General features: G+C 68.8%; 19 protein-coding genes. 9 read left to right on the top strand and 10 right to left on the bottom strand.

Annotated features, from left to right (window positions below):
• The first annotated feature begins 9 nt into the window (after window positions 1-9).
• The 4 genes from ACZK1G_RS19860 to sppA all read left to right on the top strand — a co-directional run bounded on the left by ACZK1G_RS19860 (window position 10) and on the right by sppA (window position 5,196).
• On the top strand, window positions 10-1,014 hold the full coding sequence (locus ACZK1G_RS19860) for a hypothetical protein (protein WP_049443276.1): 1,005 nt from the start codon (window positions 10-12) through the stop codon (window positions 1,012-1,014).
• Complete coding sequence (locus tag ACZK1G_RS19855; protein ID WP_049443277.1) at window positions 1,007-1,588, top strand: DUF3106 domain-containing protein; 582 nt, start codon at window positions 1,007-1,009, stop codon at window positions 1,586-1,588. The genes ACZK1G_RS19860 and ACZK1G_RS19855 overlap by 8 nt, the downstream gene beginning before the upstream one ends.
• 205 nt (window positions 1,589-1,793) lie before the next feature.
• Window positions 1,794-3,158 (top strand): MATE family efflux transporter, encoded by a 1,365-nt coding sequence (locus ACZK1G_RS19850; protein ID WP_101766150.1) that lies wholly within the window; start codon window positions 1,794-1,796, stop codon window positions 3,156-3,158.
• A gap of 115 nt (window positions 3,159-3,273) precedes the next feature.
• Window positions 3,274-5,196 carry a signal peptide peptidase SppA gene (gene sppA / locus ACZK1G_RS19845; RefSeq protein ID WP_032958263.1) on the top strand — a complete coding sequence of 641 codons (1,923 nt, stop codon included), beginning with the start codon at window positions 3,274-3,276 and terminating at the stop codon, window positions 5,194-5,196.
• Between the two features lie 98 nt (window positions 5,197-5,294).
• On the opposite strand, the gene ACZK1G_RS19840 is transcribed toward sppA, so the two are convergent.
• A complete protein-coding gene (locus ACZK1G_RS19840) occupies window positions 5,295-5,507 on the bottom strand; it encodes a hypothetical protein (RefSeq protein ID WP_014038644.1) in 213 nt (70 codons plus the stop codon).
• Window positions 5,508-5,619: 112 nt separating this feature from the next.
• On the opposite strand from ACZK1G_RS19840, the gene ACZK1G_RS19835 reads away from it, so the two are divergent.
• Window positions 5,620-6,396 (top strand): SDR family oxidoreductase, encoded by a 777-nt coding sequence (locus ACZK1G_RS19835; protein WP_014038643.1) that lies wholly within the window; start codon window positions 5,620-5,622, stop codon window positions 6,394-6,396.
• Window positions 6,397-6,488: 92 nt separating this feature from the next.
• Here the strand turns inward: ACZK1G_RS19835 and ACZK1G_RS19830 are convergent, their stop codons facing one another.
• From ACZK1G_RS19830 to ACZK1G_RS19790, 9 genes are all read right to left on the bottom strand, one after another.
• On the bottom strand, window positions 6,489-7,208 hold the full coding sequence (locus ACZK1G_RS19830) for a hypothetical protein (RefSeq protein ID WP_049443325.1): 720 nt from the start codon (window positions 7,206-7,208) through the stop codon (window positions 6,489-6,491).
• Between the two features lie 34 nt (window positions 7,209-7,242).
• The gene (locus tag ACZK1G_RS19825; RefSeq protein WP_049443278.1) at window positions 7,243-7,932 is read right to left on the bottom strand and encodes a hypothetical protein; all 690 of its coding nucleotides are present in this window, start codon (window positions 7,930-7,932) and stop codon (window positions 7,243-7,245) included.
• Window positions 7,933-7,975: 43 nt separating this feature from the next.
• A complete protein-coding gene (gene tsaC, locus ACZK1G_RS19820) occupies window positions 7,976-8,566 on the bottom strand; it encodes an L-threonylcarbamoyladenylate synthase type 1 TsaC (RefSeq protein WP_080347457.1) in 591 nt (196 codons plus the stop codon).
• Window positions 8,567-8,663: 97 nt separating this feature from the next.
• Complete coding sequence (locus tag ACZK1G_RS19815) at window positions 8,664-11,153, bottom strand: DNA topoisomerase I (RefSeq protein ID WP_101766149.1); 2,490 nt, start codon at window positions 11,151-11,153, stop codon at window positions 8,664-8,666.
• 193 nt (window positions 11,154-11,346) lie between these two features.
• Window positions 11,347-12,276, bottom strand: coding sequence for an RDD family protein (locus tag ACZK1G_RS19810; RefSeq protein ID WP_014038638.1), 930 nt, complete (start codon window positions 12,274-12,276; stop codon window positions 11,347-11,349).
• 49 nt (window positions 12,277-12,325) lie between these two features.
• Entirely contained in the window at window positions 12,326-13,090 is a 765-nt protein-coding gene (locus tag ACZK1G_RS19805) for a pilin (protein WP_101766148.1), read from the bottom strand.
• 39 nt (window positions 13,091-13,129) lie between these two features.
• Complete coding sequence (locus ACZK1G_RS19800) at window positions 13,130-13,603, bottom strand: DUF494 family protein (protein ID WP_005419622.1); 474 nt, start codon at window positions 13,601-13,603, stop codon at window positions 13,130-13,132.
• 43 nt (window positions 13,604-13,646) lie between these two features.
• Window positions 13,647-14,774, bottom strand: a complete 1,128-nt coding sequence (gene dprA / locus ACZK1G_RS19795; protein ID WP_101766147.1) for a DNA-processing protein DprA — start codon at window positions 14,772-14,774, stop codon at window positions 13,647-13,649.
• A gap of 130 nt (window positions 14,775-14,904) precedes the next feature.
• Complete coding sequence (locus tag ACZK1G_RS19790) at window positions 14,905-16,035, bottom strand: LysM peptidoglycan-binding domain-containing protein (RefSeq protein WP_101766146.1); 1,131 nt, start codon at window positions 16,033-16,035, stop codon at window positions 14,905-14,907.
• Window positions 16,036-16,161: 126 nt separating this feature from the next.
• Between ACZK1G_RS19790 and def the strand changes: the two genes are divergently transcribed.
• From def to ACZK1G_RS19770, 4 genes are all read left to right on the top strand, one after another.
• Window positions 16,162-16,674, top strand: a complete 513-nt coding sequence (gene def, locus ACZK1G_RS19785) for a peptide deformylase (RefSeq protein WP_008267110.1) — start codon at window positions 16,162-16,164, stop codon at window positions 16,672-16,674.
• A 120-nt stretch (window positions 16,675-16,794) separates the two neighbouring features.
• The gene (fmt, locus tag ACZK1G_RS19780; RefSeq protein ID WP_101766145.1) at window positions 16,795-17,718 is read left to right on the top strand and encodes a methionyl-tRNA formyltransferase; all 924 of its coding nucleotides are present in this window, start codon (window positions 16,795-16,797) and stop codon (window positions 17,716-17,718) included.
• Between the two features lie 3 nt (window positions 17,719-17,721).
• On the top strand, window positions 17,722-19,053 hold the full coding sequence (gene rsmB, locus ACZK1G_RS19775) for a 16S rRNA (cytosine(967)-C(5))-methyltransferase RsmB (protein ID WP_101766144.1): 1,332 nt from the start codon (window positions 17,722-17,724) through the stop codon (window positions 19,051-19,053).
• A gap of 23 nt (window positions 19,054-19,076) precedes the next feature.
• The gene (locus ACZK1G_RS19770; protein WP_049443286.1) at window positions 19,077-20,786 is read left to right on the top strand and encodes an ArnT family glycosyltransferase; all 1,710 of its coding nucleotides are present in this window, start codon (window positions 19,077-19,079) and stop codon (window positions 20,784-20,786) included.
• The last annotated feature ends 93 nt before the right edge of the window (window positions 20,787-20,879 follow it).

The raw sequence follows: 20,879 nt of genomic DNA, 5'->3' as shown, positions 1-20,879 counted from the left end.
GAGTGACCGATGACGGCTGTGCCCGCCCCTGTTTCCTCGACCGCGGCCGGCGCGCTGTCGGCGTTCCTGCGTGGCGTCGAGCGCCGTGCCCTGGTGGTCGCTGAACTGCAGTGCGGCGATGCCGCGCGCGCCGAGCAGACCCTGGTGGCGGTGATGCGCGCCTTTGCCGCCGTCGCCAGCGATCTGCCGATGGCGCAGTGGCCGACCCGCTTCTGGACCCTGCTGGGCCAGCGCCAGGCGTTGCGCGAGCCGGCGGGCGGGCAGTGGGGGCCGCCGTTGGCCGCGCTGGGCGCGATGCCACCGCTGCCGCGCCTGGCATTGCTGCTGCGGGTGGGCGGCAGCCTGGATGAGGGCATCGCCATGCGCGTGCTCGACCAGGACGAGGCCGGCTACCAGCACCTGCTGGCCGACGCCTGCCCGCGTGATGCCCACGGCCAGCCGGATGCCTCGGCCTGGCGCCAGCTGGCCGAACAGGTGCAGGCGCGCATCCGTGAGCTGCCGGCCGCGCGCCTGCAGCAGCTGCAGCAACCCGCCGCACCGGCCGCCCACAACGAAGCCCCGACCTCGAGCTGGCGCGCACCGCAGCGCGATGAGCGTGCGGCCGCCCATGGCAAGCGCCGTCGCACGAACGCCAAGCCGCGCTGGCGCGGTCCGCTGATCCTGCTGGTGACCGTGGCGGTGCTGTTGGCCGCAGCGCTGGGCTGGCGCTACTGGCAGGGGCATTCCTTCGGCAGTGATGCACCGCTGCCGGAGGGTGTGGTGGGCGAAGCCGGTCCGGTGACGGTGGAAGCCCTGCCACCAAGCAAGGTCAACGCCACCCCGGATGCGACCACGGCCCAGGCCACGGACGACGCCACGATGCTGGCCGACCGCGACTACCCGCTGGTGGCCGATGCCGACCTGTACGCGTGGACTGCCGCGGGCGGTCCGCTGCCGGTAGACGAATCGCAATCCAAGCCGAGCCGGCCGGAGCCGGCCAGCGCCACGCTGGAAACCGCTGCTGCCGATGAATAAGTCCTGGTTCGCCAGCCTGTTGCTGGCCCTGCCGTTGTCGCTGTCTGCGGCACCGCAATCGTTGAACGTGCCGTTGCCGCCACCGTCGTCGCCGGCCACGCCGGTGGCTTCGCCGGCATCGACGACGGCAGCACCCGCTGCCTTCGCCCAGCTCGATGCGCAGCAACAGCGCCAACGCCGCGCCGACTACGCCGCGTGGCGCGCGTTGCCTGAAGGAGAGCGCGAGCGTATCCGCCAGGCGGCTGCGCGATTCAATGCGCTGCCTGCGGACCAGCAGCAGCGCCTGCGCCAACAGTTCCGCGACCAGGACCAGGCGTTCCGCGACGGGTGGCGGCTGGGCCCGCAACTGGGCCTGGAATTCCCCAAGCTGCATGGCTTGTTCGGCTTCGTGCCCCCGGAACAGCGCGAGACCGCGCTGGCCGTACTGCGCCAGCTCAGCCCGGCGCAGCTGGCCCAGCTGACCCTGGTCGCGCAGCGCACGCCACCGCAGGAACGCGACACCGTGCGCAGCGCCTTCCTCGCCGTGCCCGCCGCCGAGCGCGACAGCTGGCTCAAGCGCCAGGCCGGCCAGTAAAAAAGGGACGGAGGGGATTAAGTCGTTTCAGGCCCGCTAGTGCCGGATACGACTTAATCCCCTCCGTCCCCTTTTTGTGTGGGGCGGCTGAAACCCAGCATTCACGCCATGTCATGGGAATGCACGCGCCGCCCGCGTAAGATGGGCGCCCGCAACCCGGTGCCTGTGCCCTTCGCGCGCAACCGCAGTTCGCGTCAAGCACCTTATGTCTACTGCAACCTCCACGCCGCGCTTCAGCAAGGAAGTCGGCGCCACCGGTCTGCTCGCCCTGCCGCTCGTGCTGGGTCATGTGTCCACCGGTCTGATCTCCTTCGTCGACAACGTGATTGCTGGCCACCACGCCACGGCCACGCTGGCCGCCGTCACCATCGGTACGGCGCTGCTGTGGCTGCCGATGCTGATTCCGATCGGCACCCTGATCTCGCTCACCGCCTCGGTGTCGCAGCTGCATGGCGCCGGCCGCGAGCGCGAGATCGGCCCGCTGTTCCGCCAGGCACTGTGGCTGGCGCTGGGGCTGGGCCTGATCATGTTCACCTTCCTCACCGTGGTGCCGCCGCTGCTGCCGGCATTCGGCATCGCGCCGGACATCGTGCCGGGGACCACCGCATTCCTGCATGCGGTGCGCTGGGGCGGACCTGCGCTGACCCTGTATTTCTGCATGCGCTATCTCAGCGAGGGCATGCACTGGACGCTGCCGACCATGCTGCTCGGCTTCGGTGGCCTGCTGGTGCTGGCACCGATGGGCTATGTGCTGGCCAACGGCAAGCTCGGCTTCCCGGAAATGGGCGCCGAAGGCCTGGGCATCGCCTCGGCGGTGATGATGTGGCTGCAGGCGATCGCCTTCGCCACCTACCTGTGGTTCACCAAGCGCTTCGCCCGCCTGCAGCTGTTCTCGCACTTCGAAGGACCGCGCTGGAAGGCGATCTGGGAGCTGCTGCGCACCGGCCTGCCGATCGGCATCACCGTGCTGATGGAAGGCGGCCTGTTCATCGTCACCGCGCTGCTGATCGGCCGCCTCGGTGCCAATGAAGCGGCCGCGCACCAGATCGCGATCAATGTCGCCCAGCTGTGCTTCATGATCCCGATGGGCGTGGCCGAGGCCACCACCGTGCGCGTCGGCCATGCGGTCGGCCGTGGTGACGGCTTCGGCGTGCGGCGCGCGGCCTGGGCCGGTTACGCGATCATCATGGGCACGCAGACGTTGTCGGCGGCGGTGCTGCTGTTCGGCCACGATGCCATCGTCGGTGTATACACCAACGACCTGGCGGTGGCCGGGCTGGCCTCGACCCTGCTGCTGTACGCGGCCACCTTCCAGTTCCCGGACGGCATCCAGGTGCTGTCGGCCGGCGCGCTGCGCGGGCTGAAGGACACCCGCGTGCCGATGTTCATCGCCATGTTCGCGTACTGGGGCCTGGGCATGCCGCTCGGCGCCGGCCTCGGCCTGGGGCTGGGCATGGGCCCGCAGGGCATGTGGATCGGCCTGATCGTCGGCCTGACCGCCGCTGCCATCCTGATGGGCTGGCGCCTGCGCCGCAGCAGCCTGCGCATCGGCCAGTCGATGTTGTCCTGATCGTCCCGCCCGCCCTGCCGACCCATGGCGGGCGATCCCCTGACTTGTGTCCGATGCCGCATCACGCGGCACCGGCTATGCTGGTACCACGGCAAGAAGCCATCCGGAGCGTTCCATGAATCAACCCGTGCCCCCGCTGCCCCCGGCGCGTCGCAATCCCGTCGCCAGCTTCTTCATCGGGCTGTGGGACGTCATGAACTTCACCCGCCGGTTGATCCTCAACCTGGTGTTCTTCGGCCTGCTGTTCCTGCTGCTGGTGATGTTCGTCATCGCCGCCGGCATGGGCGCCGGTGCCAGCAAGTCGCTGCAGGACCGCACGACGCTCGTGATCGCGCCGGAAGGCCGCCTGGTCGAGCAGTTCAGTGCCGATCCGGTCAGCCGCGCGCTGGCCAAGGCAGTGGGTGACAACGGTGCCGAAGAGATCCAGCTGCGCGACCTGCTGCGGGTGATCGAGTCGGCCAAGGAAGACAAGAAGATCGAACGCGTGGTGCTGGAGCTGGACAAGCTGCAGCCGTCCGGCTTCGCCTCGCTGCGTGAAGTGGCCGCCGCGCTGCAGGACCTGCGCGCCTCCGGCAAGCAGCTGGTGGCCTACAGCGAGAGCATGGGCCAGTCGCAGTACCTGCTGGCCGCGCAGGCCGACGAGGTCTACCTGGACCCGATGGGTTCGGTCGTGCTCGAAGGCCTGGGCCGCTACCGCCAGTACTTCCGCACCGGCCTGCAGGACAAGCTGGGCGTGGACGTGCACCTGTTCAAGGTGGGCGAGTACAAGTCCGCGGCCGAGCCGTACGTGCTCGATGCTGCGTCGCCGGCCTCCAAGGAAGCCGACCTGTTCTGGATGAATGATGTGTGGCAGCGCTATCTGGGCGACATCGCCAAGGCCCGCCGCCTGGATCCGGCGCAGCTGGCCGCCGGCATCGACACGCTGCCGGAAGGCATCGCTGCCGCCGGTGGCGACCTGGCCAAGTTCGCCCTGCAGCAGAAGCTGGTGACCGCGCTGAAGACCCGCGAGGAATTCGAGGATCTGATGATCGAGCGCGGCGTGGCCGACGAGGATGCCGATGGCGGTTTCCGCAACGTCGACTTCGGCCGCTACCTGGCCCTGCTCGACGCGCGCCGCAACCCGGTGGACTCGCGTCCGCAGGTGGCCGTGGTGGTGGCCGCCGGCGAAATCAGTGGCGGTGACCTGCCGGCCGGTCGCATCGGTGGCGAGTCGACCTCGGCGCTGCTGCGCGCCGCGCGCGACGACGACAACGTGAAGTCGGTGGTGCTGCGCGTGGATTCGCCGGGCGGTGAAGTGTTCGCCTCCGAGCAGATCCGCCGCGAAGTGGTGGCGCTGCAGGCCGCCGGCAAGCCGGTGGTGGTGTCGATGGGTGACCTGGCCGCCTCCGGTGGCTACTGGATCAGCATGAATGCCGATCGCATCTATGCCGATCCGTCGACCATCACCGGTTCGATCGGCATCTTCGGCATGGTGCCGAACTTCAGCCGCGCGCTGGACAAGATCGGCGTGCACACCGATGGCGTCGGCACCACCCGTTTCGCCGGTGCCTTCGACGTCACCCGCCCGATGGACCCGGCCGTGGGCCAGGTCATCCAGACGGTGATCAACAAGGGCTACGCCGACTTCACCGGTCGCGTCGCCGACGCCCGCAAGAAGCCGGTCGAGGCCGTGGACGAGGTCGCCCGCGGCCGCGTTTGGAGCGGTGCACAGGCCAAGGAACGCGGCCTGGTCGATGCCTTCGGTGGCCTGAAGGATGCGGTGGCCGATGCGGCCAGCCGCGCCAAACTGGGCAAGGCCGATGCCTATCGCGTGCGCTACATCGAGAAGGCAGCCACGCCGTTCGCGCAGTTCGTCAGCGGTTTCGCCGGCAGCCGCGCCGGTGCCTGGATGCTGTCCGATTCGGGCATGGCGCGGATGATGCTGGCGCGCACGATGCCGGAAGTGGATACGCAGCTGCGCTTCGTCGAGAACGCGGCCCGCGAGAAGGGCAATGGCGCACCGGTGAAGGCGCTGGCGTACTGCTTCTGCGGGTTCTGACCGGCAACGGTATCGAATGAAAACGCCCGGCTCAGGCCGGGCGTTTTCGTTCATGGGGTCGGATCCCTTTGCAGCGCAAAGGGCTCTGACCCCACAGGTCACTGTGTTGCGTCGGCCTCGGCCTTGCGCTCACGCGCGGCGGCATCATCGACGGTTTTCTGCACGTCCTTGGCGCGGTCCAGCGGTTCGTTGATCGCACGCGACATCGCTCGTGGCACCGGTGGCTTCTCCGGGTTCGGCGTCGGCGGACGCTGGCAGGCCGCCAGCAGCAGGCTGGCCAGCAGTGACGTGGACAGGATCAGGATGCGCATGGCAGCTCTCCGCGGTGGGCGTATGGGCAAGTGTCGCATCCCCGGCCGAGCGCCGCCGTGAGCGCGTATCCTTGCGGCATTGAAATGCAGTGGGCACGGCCCCGGAGGACACATGACCCAGCAACGGTGGCGCCTGGACGGCCAGACGGCCCTGATCACCGGCGCCAGCGCCGGCATCGGCCTGGCCATCGCGCATGAACTGGCGGGGCTCGGCGCCGATCTGATGATCGTCGGCCGCGATATCGACATGCTGGAGACCGCGCGCGACGAACTGCTGGATGTGTATCCGCAGCACCAGGTGCATGCGCTGGCCGCCGACGTCTCCGATGACGAGGACCGCCGCCAGATCCTGGACTGGGTGGAAGACCACAGTGATGGCCTGCACATCCTGGTCAACAATGCCGGTGGCAACGTCACCAAGGCGGCCACGGAGTATTCCGAGGACGAGTGGCGCAAGATCTTCGAGACCAACCTGTTCTCGGCCTTCGAGCTGTCGCGCTACGCGCATCCGCTGCTGGCCCGGCACGCGTCGTCGTCGATCGTCAATGTCGGCAGCGTGTCCGGGCTGACCCACGTACGCAGTGGTGTGGTCTACGGCATGACCAAGGCCGCGATGCACCAGATGACCCGCAACCTGGCCGTCGAGTGGGCCGAGGATGGCATCCGGGTCAACGCGGTGGCGCCCTGGTACATCCGCACGCGGCGCACGTCCGGTCCATTGTCGGACCCGGACTACTACGAAGAAGTGATCAACCGCACGCCGATGCGCCGCATCGGCGAGCCGGAGGAAGTGGCCGCGGCCGTGGGCTTCCTGTGCCTGCCGGCGGCCAGCTATGTCACCGGCGAATGCATCGCAGTGGATGGCGGTTTCCTGCGTTACGGCTTCTGATCATGCGGTGGTAGTGCCGGCCGCTGGCCGGCAACCACAGGATCTTCAGATGATTGCAGTTGCCGGCCAGCGGCCGGCACTACCGGTGGCTGTCACCCCGGTACCGGGCAGTTGCTGGCCTCCAGCACGCCCTGCAGCCGTTCGCGTTCCCCACGGGCGTTGTCGCGGTTTTCCGGCGAGGCGAACCGTTCACGGCCGCGCGCGTCGCGGAAGCGTTGCTGCCAGCTGCTGCAGCGCTGCGCCTCCGGCAGTTCCTCGCAGCGGTCGCGCACCACTTCGCAGCCGGCGGCGTTGACCGGGGTGGCGCCGCCCAGACCCTGCACGGTCATCAGTTCGCAGCGGCCGGGAGCAGCTTCGTATTCGTGCAGATAGCCCCCGCCCTGGCTGTCGGTGCACTGGAAGATCGGTGGCAGCGGCGGTTTCGGCGGCGCATTGCTGTCCGGCGCGGCATCGGCCTGGCGTGGCAGCGATGCACTGTCGAGTATCAGATCGCCGCCTTCGCGTTCGACCATGCCGGCTTCCATGATCGTGCGTCCTTCGCCGGGGCGGCGGGGGCTGGGCGCCGAAGCGGGCGATGTACCCGCCGTCGCCGGTTCGGGTGGCGGCGGCACCGGGGCTGGTGTGGCCGGCGCAGGTGGCGCACTGGTGGCCGCCGGAATCCGCACCACCTGCTGCTTGCTGCCGGCAGGGCAGGGCGTACGTTGCAGGGTGGGCACATCGCTGCTGCTGGAGGTACAGCGGTAGATCACCCCGTCGTCGGCCACTGCGTTGCCGGCGAACAGGCCCATGGCCAGCCAGATCAGGTTCTTCATGTGCACAGCGTACATGCCACGGCAGGCGCTGCGCTCAGCGTTCGCAGTCCCGCGACAGTCGTGCGTCGATGCCACGCTGTTCGTTGCTGATGGCAGTGCGCTCGCTCTGCAGCGCACTGTTGTAGCGACGATCGAGTTCCCAGCGGCGGTCACGCAGGCGCGCACAGACTTCCTGCGGCGGCAGGGCATGACAGCTGTCGCGGACCAGCACGCTGCCGGCCGGGACCTGCACACCGACACCCACCGCGGGCGGCCGGTAGCCGGTTCCTTCACCGATGGGGGTGCCGACCGGCGTGCCGAAGGCCGGGCGTGGGCCGGGATGGACCGGGCCGTGGTGCCCGTGCGGAAGCCAGACGCTGGTCCACAACGGTACCCAGCGCGGATTGCCCTCGTTGTTGTCGCTGGTGTAGCGACGACCGTCGTCGCTCACGCACTCGTACAACGGCTGCGGCGGCTGGATGTAGACGTGACGGACCTCGCGATCACGCATCACCGGCGCCTCATCCGGCGGCGCGGCTGTCGCGTCGCTGCGCACCACCCGTGGTGCCGGGTCGCGCGGGCGCTGCAGGTCACGCACTTCCTGCCGACCACTGCTGCATGGCTTGTCCTGCAGGGCCACGGCGCCGTTGCTGGCGACACAGCGGTACACGCGCACGTCCTCGGCGGCCGGTGCGGTCCATGGCAGCAACAGGCACAGGCCCAGGGCGGTGCGCAGCAGGTTCATGGCGGCAGGGTGCGCGATTGTACGCGGCAGTGCAATCGTCGGTTCAGGAGCGCAGCACGTTGCCGCTGAGCGCGTCGCGGATCGGGGTTGGCTGGGCCAGGCCGCCGGTCTCGCCATCAAGGATGCCATCGAGCAGGCGCAACAGGCGCGGATCCAGCTCGGCACGGCTGCGTGCCGGTGGTTCACCGGCCAGGTTGGCGCTGGTGGAGACCAGGGGGCCACCCCAGGCGCGGCACAGGGCGGCGACCAGTGGGTGGGCGCTGATGCGTACGGCGATGCCGCTGTGTTCACCGGTGACCCACGGTTGGGCGCGCGGACCGGCCGGCAGGATCCAGGTGTTGGCGCCCGGCCAGCTGGCCAGAACCGCACGCTGGCGGGCGTCGGGCAGCGCCTGCAGGCGCACCCAGCCCTCCAGCTGCGACAGTTCGGCGGCGACCAGGATCATGCCCTTCTCGATCGGGCGCTGCTTCAGCCGCAGCACCATGTGCACCGCGGCTTCATGCGAGGGATCGCAGCCCAGGCCCCAGACCGCTTCGGTCGGATAGGCGATCACGCCGCCGGCGCGGAGCGTGGCGACAGCAGAGTCCAGGGTGAGTTCTTTCATGGCGGCGACCGGCCCGACGTGGGCCTTCATTATCCCCCTGCCGCGTGCAGAAGGGGTGGTGGGTGCGGACGGTAGGTGCGGACCGTTGGTCCGCACACCTTGACCCTCATCCACGCATGGCGTGGAGTTACTTCGCGGCCTTCTTGACTGCCTTCTTGACGGCCTTCTTCGCCGGGGCCTTCTTTGCGGCCGCCTTCTTTACTGCTTTCTTGGTCGGTGCCTTCTTGGCCGCGGCCTTCTTCGGCACGGCTTCCTTCTTCACCGCATCCTTCTTGGCCGGTGCCTTCTTCGCGGCGGCCTTCTTGGCGCCGAAGCCCTTGCGCACCGGCTTGCCGGTTTCTTCCATCAGCTGCTGCACTTCGGCCAGGGTCAGCGATGCCGGCTCGCGATCCTTGGGGATCTTGCCGTTCATCCTGCCGTCGCTGATGTACGGGCCGAAGCGGCCGTTCAGCACCTGGATGTCGCTGCCCTCGAACTCCTTGATGATCCGGTTGCGCGCGATCTCTTCCTTCTCTTCGATCAGGAACACGGCGCGGGCCAGGTCGATGGTGTACGGGTCGTCTTCCTTCTTCAGCGAGGCATAGGTGCTGCCGCGCTTGGCGAACGGGCCGAAGCGGCCGATGCCGACGCTGACCGGCTCGCCGTTGTCCTCGCCCAGCGCGCGTGGCATCAGGAACAGTTCCAGCGCGTCTTCCAGCGAGATGGTGTGCATCGACTGGCCGGGGCGCAGCGAGGCGAACTTCGGCTTCTCCTCGGCGTCCTCGGCGGTGCTGCCGATGGCGGCGTAAGGCCCGAAGCGGCCCAGCCGCACGCTGACCGGCTTGCCGGTCTTCGGGTCGGTGCCGAGCTCGCGCGCGCCACTGGCCTCGGCACGGTCCACCGATTCCTTCTTGTCTTCCACCAGCTCCTTGAACGGCTCCCAGAAGCGGGCCATCAGCGGGATCCACTCTTCTTCGCCACGCGAGACGGCGTCGAGCTCGTCTTCGAGCTTGGCGGTGAAGTCGTAGTCCACGTACCGGGTGAAGTGGCTGGACAGGAACTTGGACACCGCGCGGCCGACGTCGGACGGACGGAAGCTGCGGCCTTCCATTTCCACGTACTTGCGGAACAGCAGGGTCTGGATGATCGAGGCGTAGGTCGAGGGACGGCCGATGCCGTACTCTTCCAGCGCCTTCACCAGCGCCGCTTCGGTGTAGCGCGGCGGCGGCTGGGTGAAATGCTGCTCGGCCTGGATGCGTTCCAGCGGCACGCGGTCGCCAGGCTTCATCGCCGGCAGCTTGCGGCCTTCGTCTTCGTCTTCGGCGCTCTTGTTGTCCTTGCCTTCCTCGTATACGGCGAGGAAGCCGGGCACCACCACGGTGGTGCCGCTGGCACGGAACACGTGCTCGCTGCCAGCCGACAGGTCGACGCTGACCGTGTTGAGCGTGGCCGGAATCATCTGGCAGGCGACTGCGCGCTTCCAGATCAGTTCGTACAGGCGGCGCTCGTCATCGGTCAGGAAGCGCGCCACCTGGGCCGGGGTGCGCAGGGCCGAGGTCGGGCGCACCGCTTCGTGCGCTTCCTGGGCGTTCTTCGACTTGGTCTGGTAGGTGTTCGGCTGGTCAGGCAGCGAGGCGATGCCGTAATCACGGGCGATCACGTCGCGGATTTCGGCCAGCGCGTCCTGCGACAGGTTCACCGAGTCGGTACGCATGTACGAGATCAGGCCGACGGTGCCTTCGTCACCGATCGCCACGCCTTCGTACAGCTTCTGCGCCACCTGCATGGTCTTGCGGGTGGTGAAGCCGAGCTTGCGCGAGGCTTCCTGCTGCAGGGTGGAGGTGGTGAACGGCGGTGCCGGGCGGCGCTTGCGCTCCTTGCTGGCCACGTCGGTGACATGCAGCGAGCCCTGCGCGGCCTGCTGGATGCGCAGGCGGGCGGCCTCGGCGGTGTCGCCGTCGGTGATGGTGAACTGTTCGAACTTCTGCCCGTCCAGCTTGATCAGCTTGGCGTTGAAGTGCTGCGACGGGTGTGCGCACTCGGCGGCGATCGACCAGTACTCGCGGGCGATGAAGGCTTCGATCTCTTCCTCGCGCTCGACGATCATGCGCAGCGCCGGGCTCTGCACGCGGCCGGCGGACAGGCCGCGCTGGACCTTGCGCCACAGCACCGGCGACAGGTTGAAGCCGACCAGGTAGTCCAGCGCGCGGCGCGCCTGCTGGGCATCGACCAGGTCGCTGGCGATCGCGCGCGGCTGGCTGATCGCTTCCTTGATGGCGCGCGGGGTGATCTCGGTGAACACCACGCGCTGCATCGGCTTGTCCTTGACCAGCCCGCGTTCCTTCAGGATCTCGGCGATATGCCAGCTGATCGCTTCACCCTCGCGATCCGGGTCGGTTGCCAGCAGGATGTCGTCGGCGCCCTTGGCGGCCTTGGCGATCGCGTCGACATGCTTTTCGTTCTTGTCGATCACGTCGTAGTGCATGGCGAACCCGTTGTCCGGGTCGACCGCGCCTTCCTTCGGAATCAGGTCACGCACATGCCCATACGAGGCCAGGACGGTGTAGTCCTTGCCGAGGTATTTGTTGATCGTCTTGGCCTTGGCCGGCGATTCGACGATGAGCAGGTGCTTGGGCATGGCAGCAGTGTCTGTGGGGCGAGCCGCAGGGGAGGGGCCGCTAGGGTGGAGCAAACGGCCGCATTAGTGAAGCGGCCACGGACAAATCAATACGCTGAACGCCCGGTAGTGTGCCGGGCGTTCAGGTTTCACCTTATTAGAGGAATCACGCCCGGCCAGCCTGTGTCAAGCAGCCAGACGTGAGGATGGCCGTTCATGAGGCCATCTTGGCGATGAAGCCGACCGCGGCCACCAGCAGCACCAGGCCCGCCAGCGACAGCAGGCCGGTCAGCACCAGGATCACGATGGTGACCGTACCCAGCTCATGGCGCTGCAGGTGCGGCTGGTCGGTGTAGGCCCAGCGGTCGACCACCAGGGTGTCGCAGATCATGTCGTGCAGGCCCTGCTTGCGCTCGGTGAAGGCCGCCATCAGGAAGCCGATGCCGAGGGTGAAGCTGCTCAGCAGCATGGCCCAGTAGCGACCGAAGGCGCGCCCCTTGGTCAGTCGGTCACCGTTGCTGCGCACGACCTTGATGCCGACCGCCATCTTGCCCAGCGTGGCGCCACCCTGCGAGGAATGGAACCAGGTGTAGTAGGCAACGCCGATGGCCATGTTGATCAGCGCGCTGGCCACCTGTGCGACGATTTCGATGGAGGTCTCGCCACTGCCCACCGCGCCCATGCTGGCGCCAAGCACCACGCCGATGATGGCGCCGATGATGCCGCCCGGAATGGCCAGCACGAAGTAGTCGATCATGTACGCCGCTACGCGCTTCCAGAAGCCGGCATAGACCACCTCGCCGCCGATCACCGGCTGCGGGCCACCGGCACCGGCAGCGGCCGGCGCGCTGTAGGGCGAGCTGCTGAGCGCACCCGTGCCAGGCAGCGGTGCGGTGCCGTTGTCGATGGCGGCGTAGTCGCTGCGCAGGTCGAAGCCGCCACTGGCGGTGGCCGTGCTGGCGTCGGCCAGCGTCTGCAGGCCAAGCTCATCGACCACCTGGCGCAGTGCAGCCCACTGGGCCATGCCTTCGCGCCAGACCAGGGTGTCCAGGTTCAGTTCGCCGCGCTGGAAGCGCTGGCGGATTTCCTGGACCGGCAGCGGGCCCTGGCGTTGCTGTCCTTCGGCGTAGTACCACTCAGTCATTGCATGTTCCCTGTTGGATCGTCCTTGGAGGTGCTGCCGTGCGCGTGGCTCAGCCGCGGCACGACGGCGGCAGGTACTTGTCGTCGCTTTCACCGCTGCATTCCCAGCGGCCGCTGTCGCGATCATATTCCAGCCACAGCAGGTCGCCATCGAGGCTCTTGCTAGGCACGGCCAGCGTTGCTTCGATGCCACAGTGGCCGTTGTTGAAGCGGCCGATGTTCACCGCCGACAGGCCGGCCTGGGTGAAATCACCCGGGGCCGGGAAACCGGCATCGTTGGCACCGGGGCAGCGGCCTTCGTCGTCGGCGAAGTGCTGCACCTGCTGTTTCAGCGGCTGCAGGGCATTGACCGCGGTGGCGACCTTGGCACGCACGGTGTAGTCGTTGTACGCGGGCAGGGCGATCGCCGCGAGGATGGCCACGATCGGCACCAGCACCAGCAGCAGGCCGCCGCCGATGATCGCGGTCAGGGCGCAACCGGAGAGCTTCTTTTTCGGGGGCGGCAGCACCCCGGCCGGGGTCTGCGTGGCATAGGGCGTGGACGGTGGCAGCACCGGTGGCTGCGGCGGAGGCGGCGCCACCGGTTCCGGTTCGGGTTCCGGCTCGGGTTCCACGGCCGGCGCGGCGACGTCCAGTGCCGGCACGATCAGGCCCAGCTCGTCGACGACGCTGCGCAACGGCTGCCATTGCGGCAGGCCGTCGCGCCAGACCAGGGTGTCCAGGGAGATCTGGTTGTTGCGGAACAACTCGACCAACTGTTCCGCCGGCAGCGGGCCTTGCTGCCGGTTGCCTTCTGCGTGGAACCACTCGCTCACGGGGACGCTCCTGAATGCGCTATGCCCCCAAGTGTACGGTCAGTGCAGGGGTTCTGGCTCGTCCATGAACATCTGCGTCTCCATCCAGGCATAGGCCGCTTCGGAGCCGGGCTGGTTGAACAGCACCATCAGCACGACCCACTTCAGGTCGTCCAGGTCCAGTTCGTCCTGGTCCAGGGCCATCGCCCGGTCCAGCACCAGCTCGCGCTGATCGGCGTCGAGGATGCCGTGCTGTTCCAGGTACAGCAGGAAGCCGCGGCATTCCACGTCCAGCTTGTCCAGCTCGGGGCCATGGTAGATGCGCACGGGGCCATCGACCCGCGCCTGGGCCACGCTCGGCCGCTGCGCAGCCAGGGCATCGAGCCAGTCGAACGCCTTGTTGATCTCGGTGGGGCTGAAACCGGCCTGGATCAGGCCGTTCTGGAGCGAATCGCGGTCACGGATCAGGTCCGCATCTTCGCTGAAATAGTGTTCAAACAGGTACAGCAGTACGTCCAGGATGCTCTCTTTCATTGCCCCTCGGCCTGCGTCGCGCGACGCTGTGGAGGTGAAGAAACTAGGGAGTTCGACAGTAGCGGCCGTGTACGCACACCACGATTCCCGCCAGTTCCATGGCCAGCAGCATGGAGGACACCTGTGACGCCGTCAATCCACAGCGCGTGATCAGTGAATCCATACCGCTTGGGTTGTGGTCCAGGGCCCGCCACAAGCACTGGTAGTCAGGGTCGTCGGCCCAGCGCGCCGGCAGGAGCGCCGGCGGTGCCTGTTCAGTGGGGGTGGCCGACCGCGATTGCAAGCCCGGCAGTTGCTGGCGAAGGGCGGGGGCGAGCAGTTCCAGGACCTCCTCGGGACGCTCGACCAGCGCCGCGCCCTCACGGATCAGGCGGTGGCAGCCGGCCGCACGTGGGTTGAGCACCGACCCGGGCAGGGCACAGACCTCGCGGCCCGCCTCGGCGGCCAGGCGCGCGGTGATCAGCGCGCCCGAGCGCTGGGCGGCCTCGACTACCACCGTGGCCAGCGCCAGCCCGGCCACCAGCCGGTTGCGCGCGGGGAAGTGGCCGGGGCGGGCAGCCGTGCCCGGCAGGTACTCGCTGAGCACCACGCCTTCGGCGGCGATCCGCGCCTGCAGCCGGGCGTGGCTGTCCGGATAGGCCCGGTCAGGGCCGGTGCCGATCACCGCCACGGTGCAGCCGCCGGCCTCCAGCGTGGCCTGGTGCGCGGCCGCATCGATGCCTGCGGCCAGGCCACTGGTCACCGCCAGGCCCGCCTCGACGAAGCAGCCGGCAAAACGTGCGGCCAGTGCGCGCCCGCCCGGGGTGGGTGAGCGGCTGCCGACCAGCGCCACCGAGGGGCGCCAGGCCAGGCTGGGGTCGCCGGCCACGAACAGGGCCAGCGGCGGATTGGGTACCTCCAGCAGTGATGGCGGAAAGGCCGGATCGGTGCAGGGCAGCAGGTGATGGTTGTCCTGTTCCAGCCAGCGCCGGGCGGCTGTCCAGGCCCGGGTATCGGGGCGGTCCAGCGCGGCGCACTGCTCCGGCGTGCAACCGTGCGCGCGCCAGGTCGCAGTGCCTTGCGCGATGGCGGCTTCCGCATCGCCCGCGGCCTGCAGCAGGGCCCGTCGGGGCGCCAGTGCGCCTCCCGCCATCAGCAGGCGCAGCAGCGCCTCATATGCATGCGTGGTCATCCCCCACTATCGGCCGCACGCAACAAAGGCGCCCTAGGGCGCCTTCGCGTGTGGCTGTCAGGTTTTGCCGGAGGTGCCTGCCGGTCCGCGGCCGGCACTCCCTGCGGTGGCCGGGGCAGCCCGGCAACCGTTACTTCGCGTCCGGGTGCAGCGCGTTGTAGCCCACCCGCACCGGCTTCACGCCCTGCATCACCAGCGCGTAGCTGACGTTGTCGAAGGTGCGGAACACCATCGCATGCGCGGCGTATTCGTCCGGCAGCGAGACCCGGCCCGCGCCGGTGCTGAGCGAGTCGTCCATGCGCGAGGAGGTCGGATACTTCATGCGGTGCGCCACATGGCGGCCCGGGCGCCACAGCGAGAACACGGTGCCGTTGTCCACGCCCTGGGCGCGGCCGGCCGAGATCGCGATCACGTCGCGCGGGCCACCGGCGGTGAACATGTCGGTGACGGCCAGCACGCGCACGTCCACGCCCTCGACACCCGCGGCGGGCACGTGGGGCACGAACTGCAGGTCGTACGGCTTGGCTTCGACCGGCACCAGGCGGTCGCCGGCGCGCACTTCGCGGCCGCCGACGTTCTTGTCCAGCACCAGCGTGGAGGCCTCGACCTTGCCGCCGGCGACCTGGGTGATGGTGCCGGTGGCGACCTGGGCCAGCTCGTAGCCGAGCACGCCACGGCGGGCGTTCGGTGCGTTGTAGGCCTTCCACAGGTTGCCGCTGCCCGGGGTGACGTCGCCATTGGCGGTCAGGTCCTCGGTCGGCTTGGGCTGGGCGTAACGCACGGTCGGGCGTACCACGGCCCAGCGCTGGCCCACCTGGGCATCAGCCAGGCGCACGTAGACGGTGTCGCCGCCGGACACGCGCAGGCGGCTGTCCTCCAGGCCGACCACGTAGGGCAGCTGCTTGACGCTGTCGACAACGCTCAGCTGCTTCAGGAACGGCTCGACCTGGGCCAGCGGAATGGCGTCGATCGGGGCCTCCTGGCGCGGACCGGCCTGGGACACGGTCACCCGGTCCAGGTAGGCCAGGCTCAGCACGTCACCTGGATAGATCAGGTGCGGGTTGGCGATCTGCGGATTGGCTTGCCAGATCTCCGGCCACAGCCAAGGCTTCTGCAGGAAACGTGCGGCGATATCCCACAACGTATCCCCTTTTCGGACCACATAGGTGTCCGGGTGCCCGCCATTCACTTCCACGGCGGTAGCATAGGCAGCCACGGTCAGCATCGCCGCGGCGACGACCGTACGAAAACGAAGCAACATAGGTGTGAAGCCCTGATTCCCCAACAGGTCCGCGCACTATAGTCCAGAAACCGGGGCGCAAGGCAAGCGTTGGAGCTAGAATCTGCGACGTATGCCGGCGTGCCGGCCCCCTATCCGGAAACAGCCATGGCCCTTCTCCCCATTCTCGAGTTCCCCGATCCGCGCCTGCGTACCAAGGCTGCGTTGATCGAAGCCGCCGAAGTCACCACGCCGGCCTTCCAGGAACTGATCGACAACATGTTCCTGACCATGTACGACGCCCCGGGCATCGGCCTGGCCGCCACCCAGGTGGACGTGCACAAGCGCTTCATGGTCATCGATGTCAGCGAAGAGAAGAATGAACCGCATGTGTTCATCAACCCGGAAATCGTCGCCAAGGACGGGGGGCGGGTGTACCAGGAGGGCTGCCTGTCGGTCCCGGGCATCTTCGCCGACGTGACCCGCGCCGATACCATCACCGTGAAGTACCTGGACCGCAACGGCCAGGAGCAGCAGCTGGAGGCCGGCGAAGTGCTGGCCACCTGCATCCAGCACGAGATGGACCACCTGGACGGCAAGCTGTTCATCGACTATCTGTCGCCGCTCAAGCGCGAGATGGTCCGCAAGAAGCTGGCCAAGCAGCGCAAGCACGTGGCGTGATCGCCAATCCGGGCCGCCCTTCGGGTGGCCCGTGCCTGCGCGACGCGCGCGGGCTGTACGGCGCCGGCCGACGGCGCCGTTTTCTTTCCTGCACGAATCCATCCTGCAAGTGGGGTAGCCATGAGGATTGTCTTTGCCGGTACGCCGGAATTCGCGGTGTCGTCGCTGCGCGCTGCGGCGCGCCACCATGAGGTCGTGGCCGTCTATACCCAGCCTGATCGCCCGGCCGGCCGCGGCCGTGGCCTAGCGCCGTCGCCGGTCAAGCTCGAGGCCGTGGCCCGTGGCATTCCGGTCTACCAGCCCGAATCGCTGAAGGATGAGGCTGCCCAGCAGCAGCTGCGCGACCTGCAGCCGGACCTGATGGTGGTGGTGGCCTACGGTCTGATCCTGCCCAAGGCGGTACTGGCGATCCCGACCCACGGCTGCTGGAACGTGCATGCCTCGCTGCTGCCGCGCTGGCGCGGTGCCGCGCCGATCCAGCGCGCGATCCAGGCCGGTGATGCAAAGACCGGCGTGTGCCTGATGCAGATGGAAGCCGGCCTGGATACCGGCCCGGTGCTGCTGCACCAGGAGCTGCCGATCGCGGCCACCGATACCGGCGGCCAGCTGCATGACAAGCTGGCCGAACTGGGCGCACAGGTGCTGTCCGACGGCCTGGGCCTGCTGCGTGCCGGCATCAAGCCGATCGCGCGGCCGCAGCCCGAGCAGGGCGTGACCTACGCGCACAAGCTGGACAAGGCCGAAGCCCGCCTGGACTGGGCGCAGGACGCCGATGCACTGGCGCGCACCGTGCGTGCCTTCAATCCGTGGCCGATCGCCGAGGCCACGCTGGCCGGCGAGCGCGTGCGCATCCACGGCGCGATCGCCCTTGACCTGGCCCATGGCCAGGCGCCGGGGACGGTGCTGGCGGCCAGCCGCGATGGCATCGACATCGCCTGCGGCCAGGGCGCGCTGCGCCTGCGCACGCTGCAGCGCGAAGGCGGCAAGGCGATCACCGCCGCCGACTACCTCAATGCCCGCCGCGACCTGCACGTGGGGGCATAAGCGGTGTCGAAGCAGAATGATTTCTCCGTCGCCAAGGCGGCGCCGGGCGCGGCCACCCGCATGCTGGCCGCACGCGTGCTGGCGCAGGTGTTCACCCGTGGCCGCTCGCTGAAGGCGGAACTGGCCTGGGCGCTGCCCAAGCTGGCCGACAGCCGCGATCGTGCGCTGCTGGAAGCGCTGTGCTTTGCAGTCCTGCGCCGCCGCAGTACCTATGACGCGGCCTTGCAGTCGTGGATGCAGAAGCCGCTGTCGGCACGCGACGCCGACCTGCGCACCCTGTTGATGGTGGGCTTCGCCCAGCTGGACGTGCTGGAACTGCCGGCGCATGCGGCGCTGTCGGCCACGGTCGACGCCGCCCGCGCGCTGGGCCGTGAGCGCCAGGCCGGCCTGGTCAACGCGATCCTGCGCCGCGCGCAGCGTGAGGGATTCCCGGAACAGCCGGCGCGCGATGCCTTCCCGGAGTGGCTGGCCGATGCCGTCGAGCGCGACTGGCCGGCCCAGACCGAGGCGATCTTCGCCGCCAGCCTGCAGCCGGCGCCGTTGTGGCTGCGGGCCAACCGCCAACAGGGGGGCCGTGACAAGGCGCTGGCCACGCTGGCCGAGGCCGGCATCGCCGCCGAAGCCAGCCCGCTCAGCGCCGACGCGCTGCGCCTGGCGGCGCCCATCGCAGTGAACCAGCTGCCGGGGTTCGCCGACGGTGCGCTGTCGGTGCAGGACCTGTCGGCGCAATGTGCGGCGGACGCGCTGGCCCCGGCGTCCGGCGCCCGCGTGCTGGACGCCTGCGCGGCACCGGGTGGCAAGTCGGCGCACCTGCTGGAACGTGACCCGAGCCTGCGCCTGCTGGCGCTGGATATCGATGCGCGCCGCCTGGCGCGTGCCCGCGATACCTACACCCGCACCGGTGTGGGTGACGGCGCGCAGACCCGGGTGGCCGATGCCAGCGACCCCGGTGCCTGGTGGGATGGCACCCCGTTCGACGCCATCCTGCTGGATGCGCCGTGTTCGGCCACCGGCGTGATCCGCCGCCAGCCGGACGTGATGTTCCACCGCCGCGCCGAGGATATCGATGCGCTGGTCGGTGTGCAGGCCCGCCTGCTGGAGGCCTGCTGGTCGATGCTGCGCCCGGGCGGCGTGCTTTTGTACGCCACCTGTTCGATCCTGCGCGCCGAGAACGTCGATCAGGTGCGGGCCTTCCTGAAGTGGCATCCGGACGCGGTGGCACAGCCTCTGGATGACACATTCGGCCTGGACTGCGAGGGGATCGCGCGCCAGCGACTGCCGGGTGACAGCGATGCTGACGGTTTCTTTTACGCGCGTCTGCTAAAAACAGCCTGACCCCCGCTGACGTTCCGAGTCCCATGCTGAAATCCCGCGCGTCGCGCGAGACGTGGTTGTTCGTGGTGATGGCCCTGCTGGTGCTGGGGGCCGGGCTGGGCCTTCGTGATCCGTGGCCGTCGGACGAACCGCGCTTCGCGCTGGTGGCCAAGCAGATGTTCGACAGCGGCCACTGGCTGTTCCCGCACCGCGGGACCGAGCTGTACTCGGACAAGCCGCCGATGCTGATGTGGTGGCAGGCCACGCTGTACAGCCTGATCGGGCAGTGGCGCGTGGCCTTCCTGCTGCCCTCGCTGCTGGCGGCACTGGGCACGCTGTGGTGCGTGGTCGACCTGGGGCGGCGGCTGTGGACGCGGCGGGTGGGACTGTATGCCGGCTGGGCGCTGCTGTTCGCGCTGCAGTTCACCTTCCAGGCGAAGAAGGCGCAGATCGATCCACTGCTGCTGCTGTTCATCACCCTGGCCAACTACGGCCTGCTGCGTCACCTGCTGCTGGGGCCCGCCTGGCGCTGGTGGTGGCTGGGCTGGTTCTTCGCCGGCATCGGCGTGATCACCAAGGGCGTGGGCATGCTGGCGCTGCTGATGATCGTACCCGCGGCAATCGCCGCGGCACTGCAGTGGCCACGGGTGGGCCTGCACGCGCGCGATGCGCGCTTCTGGCTGGCGCCGCTGGCCTTCCTGCTGGCGGTGTCGTTGTGGCTGGCGCCGATGCTGCTGGCCGGCTTTGCCACCGGCTCGGACGAGTACCGCGCCTACATGGACGACATCCTGTTCCAGCAGACGGCGCAGCGCTACACCCATTCCTGGGACCACCACCAGCCCGCCTGGTACTTCCTGGCGACGATGCCGCTGATGTGGATCCCGGCGTTCCTGGCCCTGCCCTGGGCGATTCCGGCCTGGCGCCGCCGGCTGCAACGCCGCGACCCGCGCTATCTGCTGCCGCTGGCCTGGTGGCTGATGGTGGTGCTGTTCTTCTCGATTCCCGCCGGCAAGCGCGACGTCTACATCCTGCCGGCGCTGCCGATGTTCTGCCTGGTGCTGGCACCGCTGTTGCCGGGGTTGCTGAAGCGGCGCGATGTGCAGGCCGTGGTGGGGCTGTTCACCGGCCTGCTGTCACTGGGCCTGGCGGTGGCCGGCGCGATGGCGGTGCTGGGTGACCCGGCCTTCGAGCTGCGCCTGACCCACAGCCGCGGGCTGGCCCCCGGGGCCGTCGACGCGCTGGCGTGGACGATCCTGGCGATGGGCCTGTGGGGCGGATTGAGTCTGCTGGCCTGCGGCCGTCGCCGACAGCTTGCGCTGGTGTCGACCCTGGCGATGGTCTGGGTGCTGTACAGCCTGGTCGGCTACCCGCTGCTGAACGATTCCAGTTCCGCCCGTGGCCTGATGCGCACGGTCGGTACCCGTCTGGGCCCCGATGCCGAGCTGGGGCTGGTGGCCTGGAAGGAGCAGCACCTGCTGCTGGCCGACCGACCCGCGGCGACCTTCGGTTTCGAGACTGACTGGGACGAGCAGCTGGTGGCGGCCACGCGCTGGCAGCGGCTGGTGCCCGGACGTCGTTGGCTGCTGGTCCACGAGTACGCGATGCTGTCGTGCGTCGACCGCAACCGCTCTGAACTGGCCGGCGTGGCCAACCGGCGGCGCTGGTGGCTGGTGCCGGCGGCGGCGGTGACGGTGCCCTGCGTGGTCACTGCCGAGGAGCGGGAACGTGAACGGCGTTTGCAGGAACATGACTAGCCAGCACGATTTCCGCTTGTCCAGTCTGCCCAAGCGGGCCCAAAGGCAGTAAAACAGCAGGCTGGGACGGCCCCCGTTGGTCCTTCCCGTTCT

This window comes from Stenotrophomonas sp. 109824_Sma (assembly GCF_056480025.1).
Note: the sequence above shows the minus strand (reverse complement) of the source record. Positions and strands in the feature narration are given on the sequence as shown.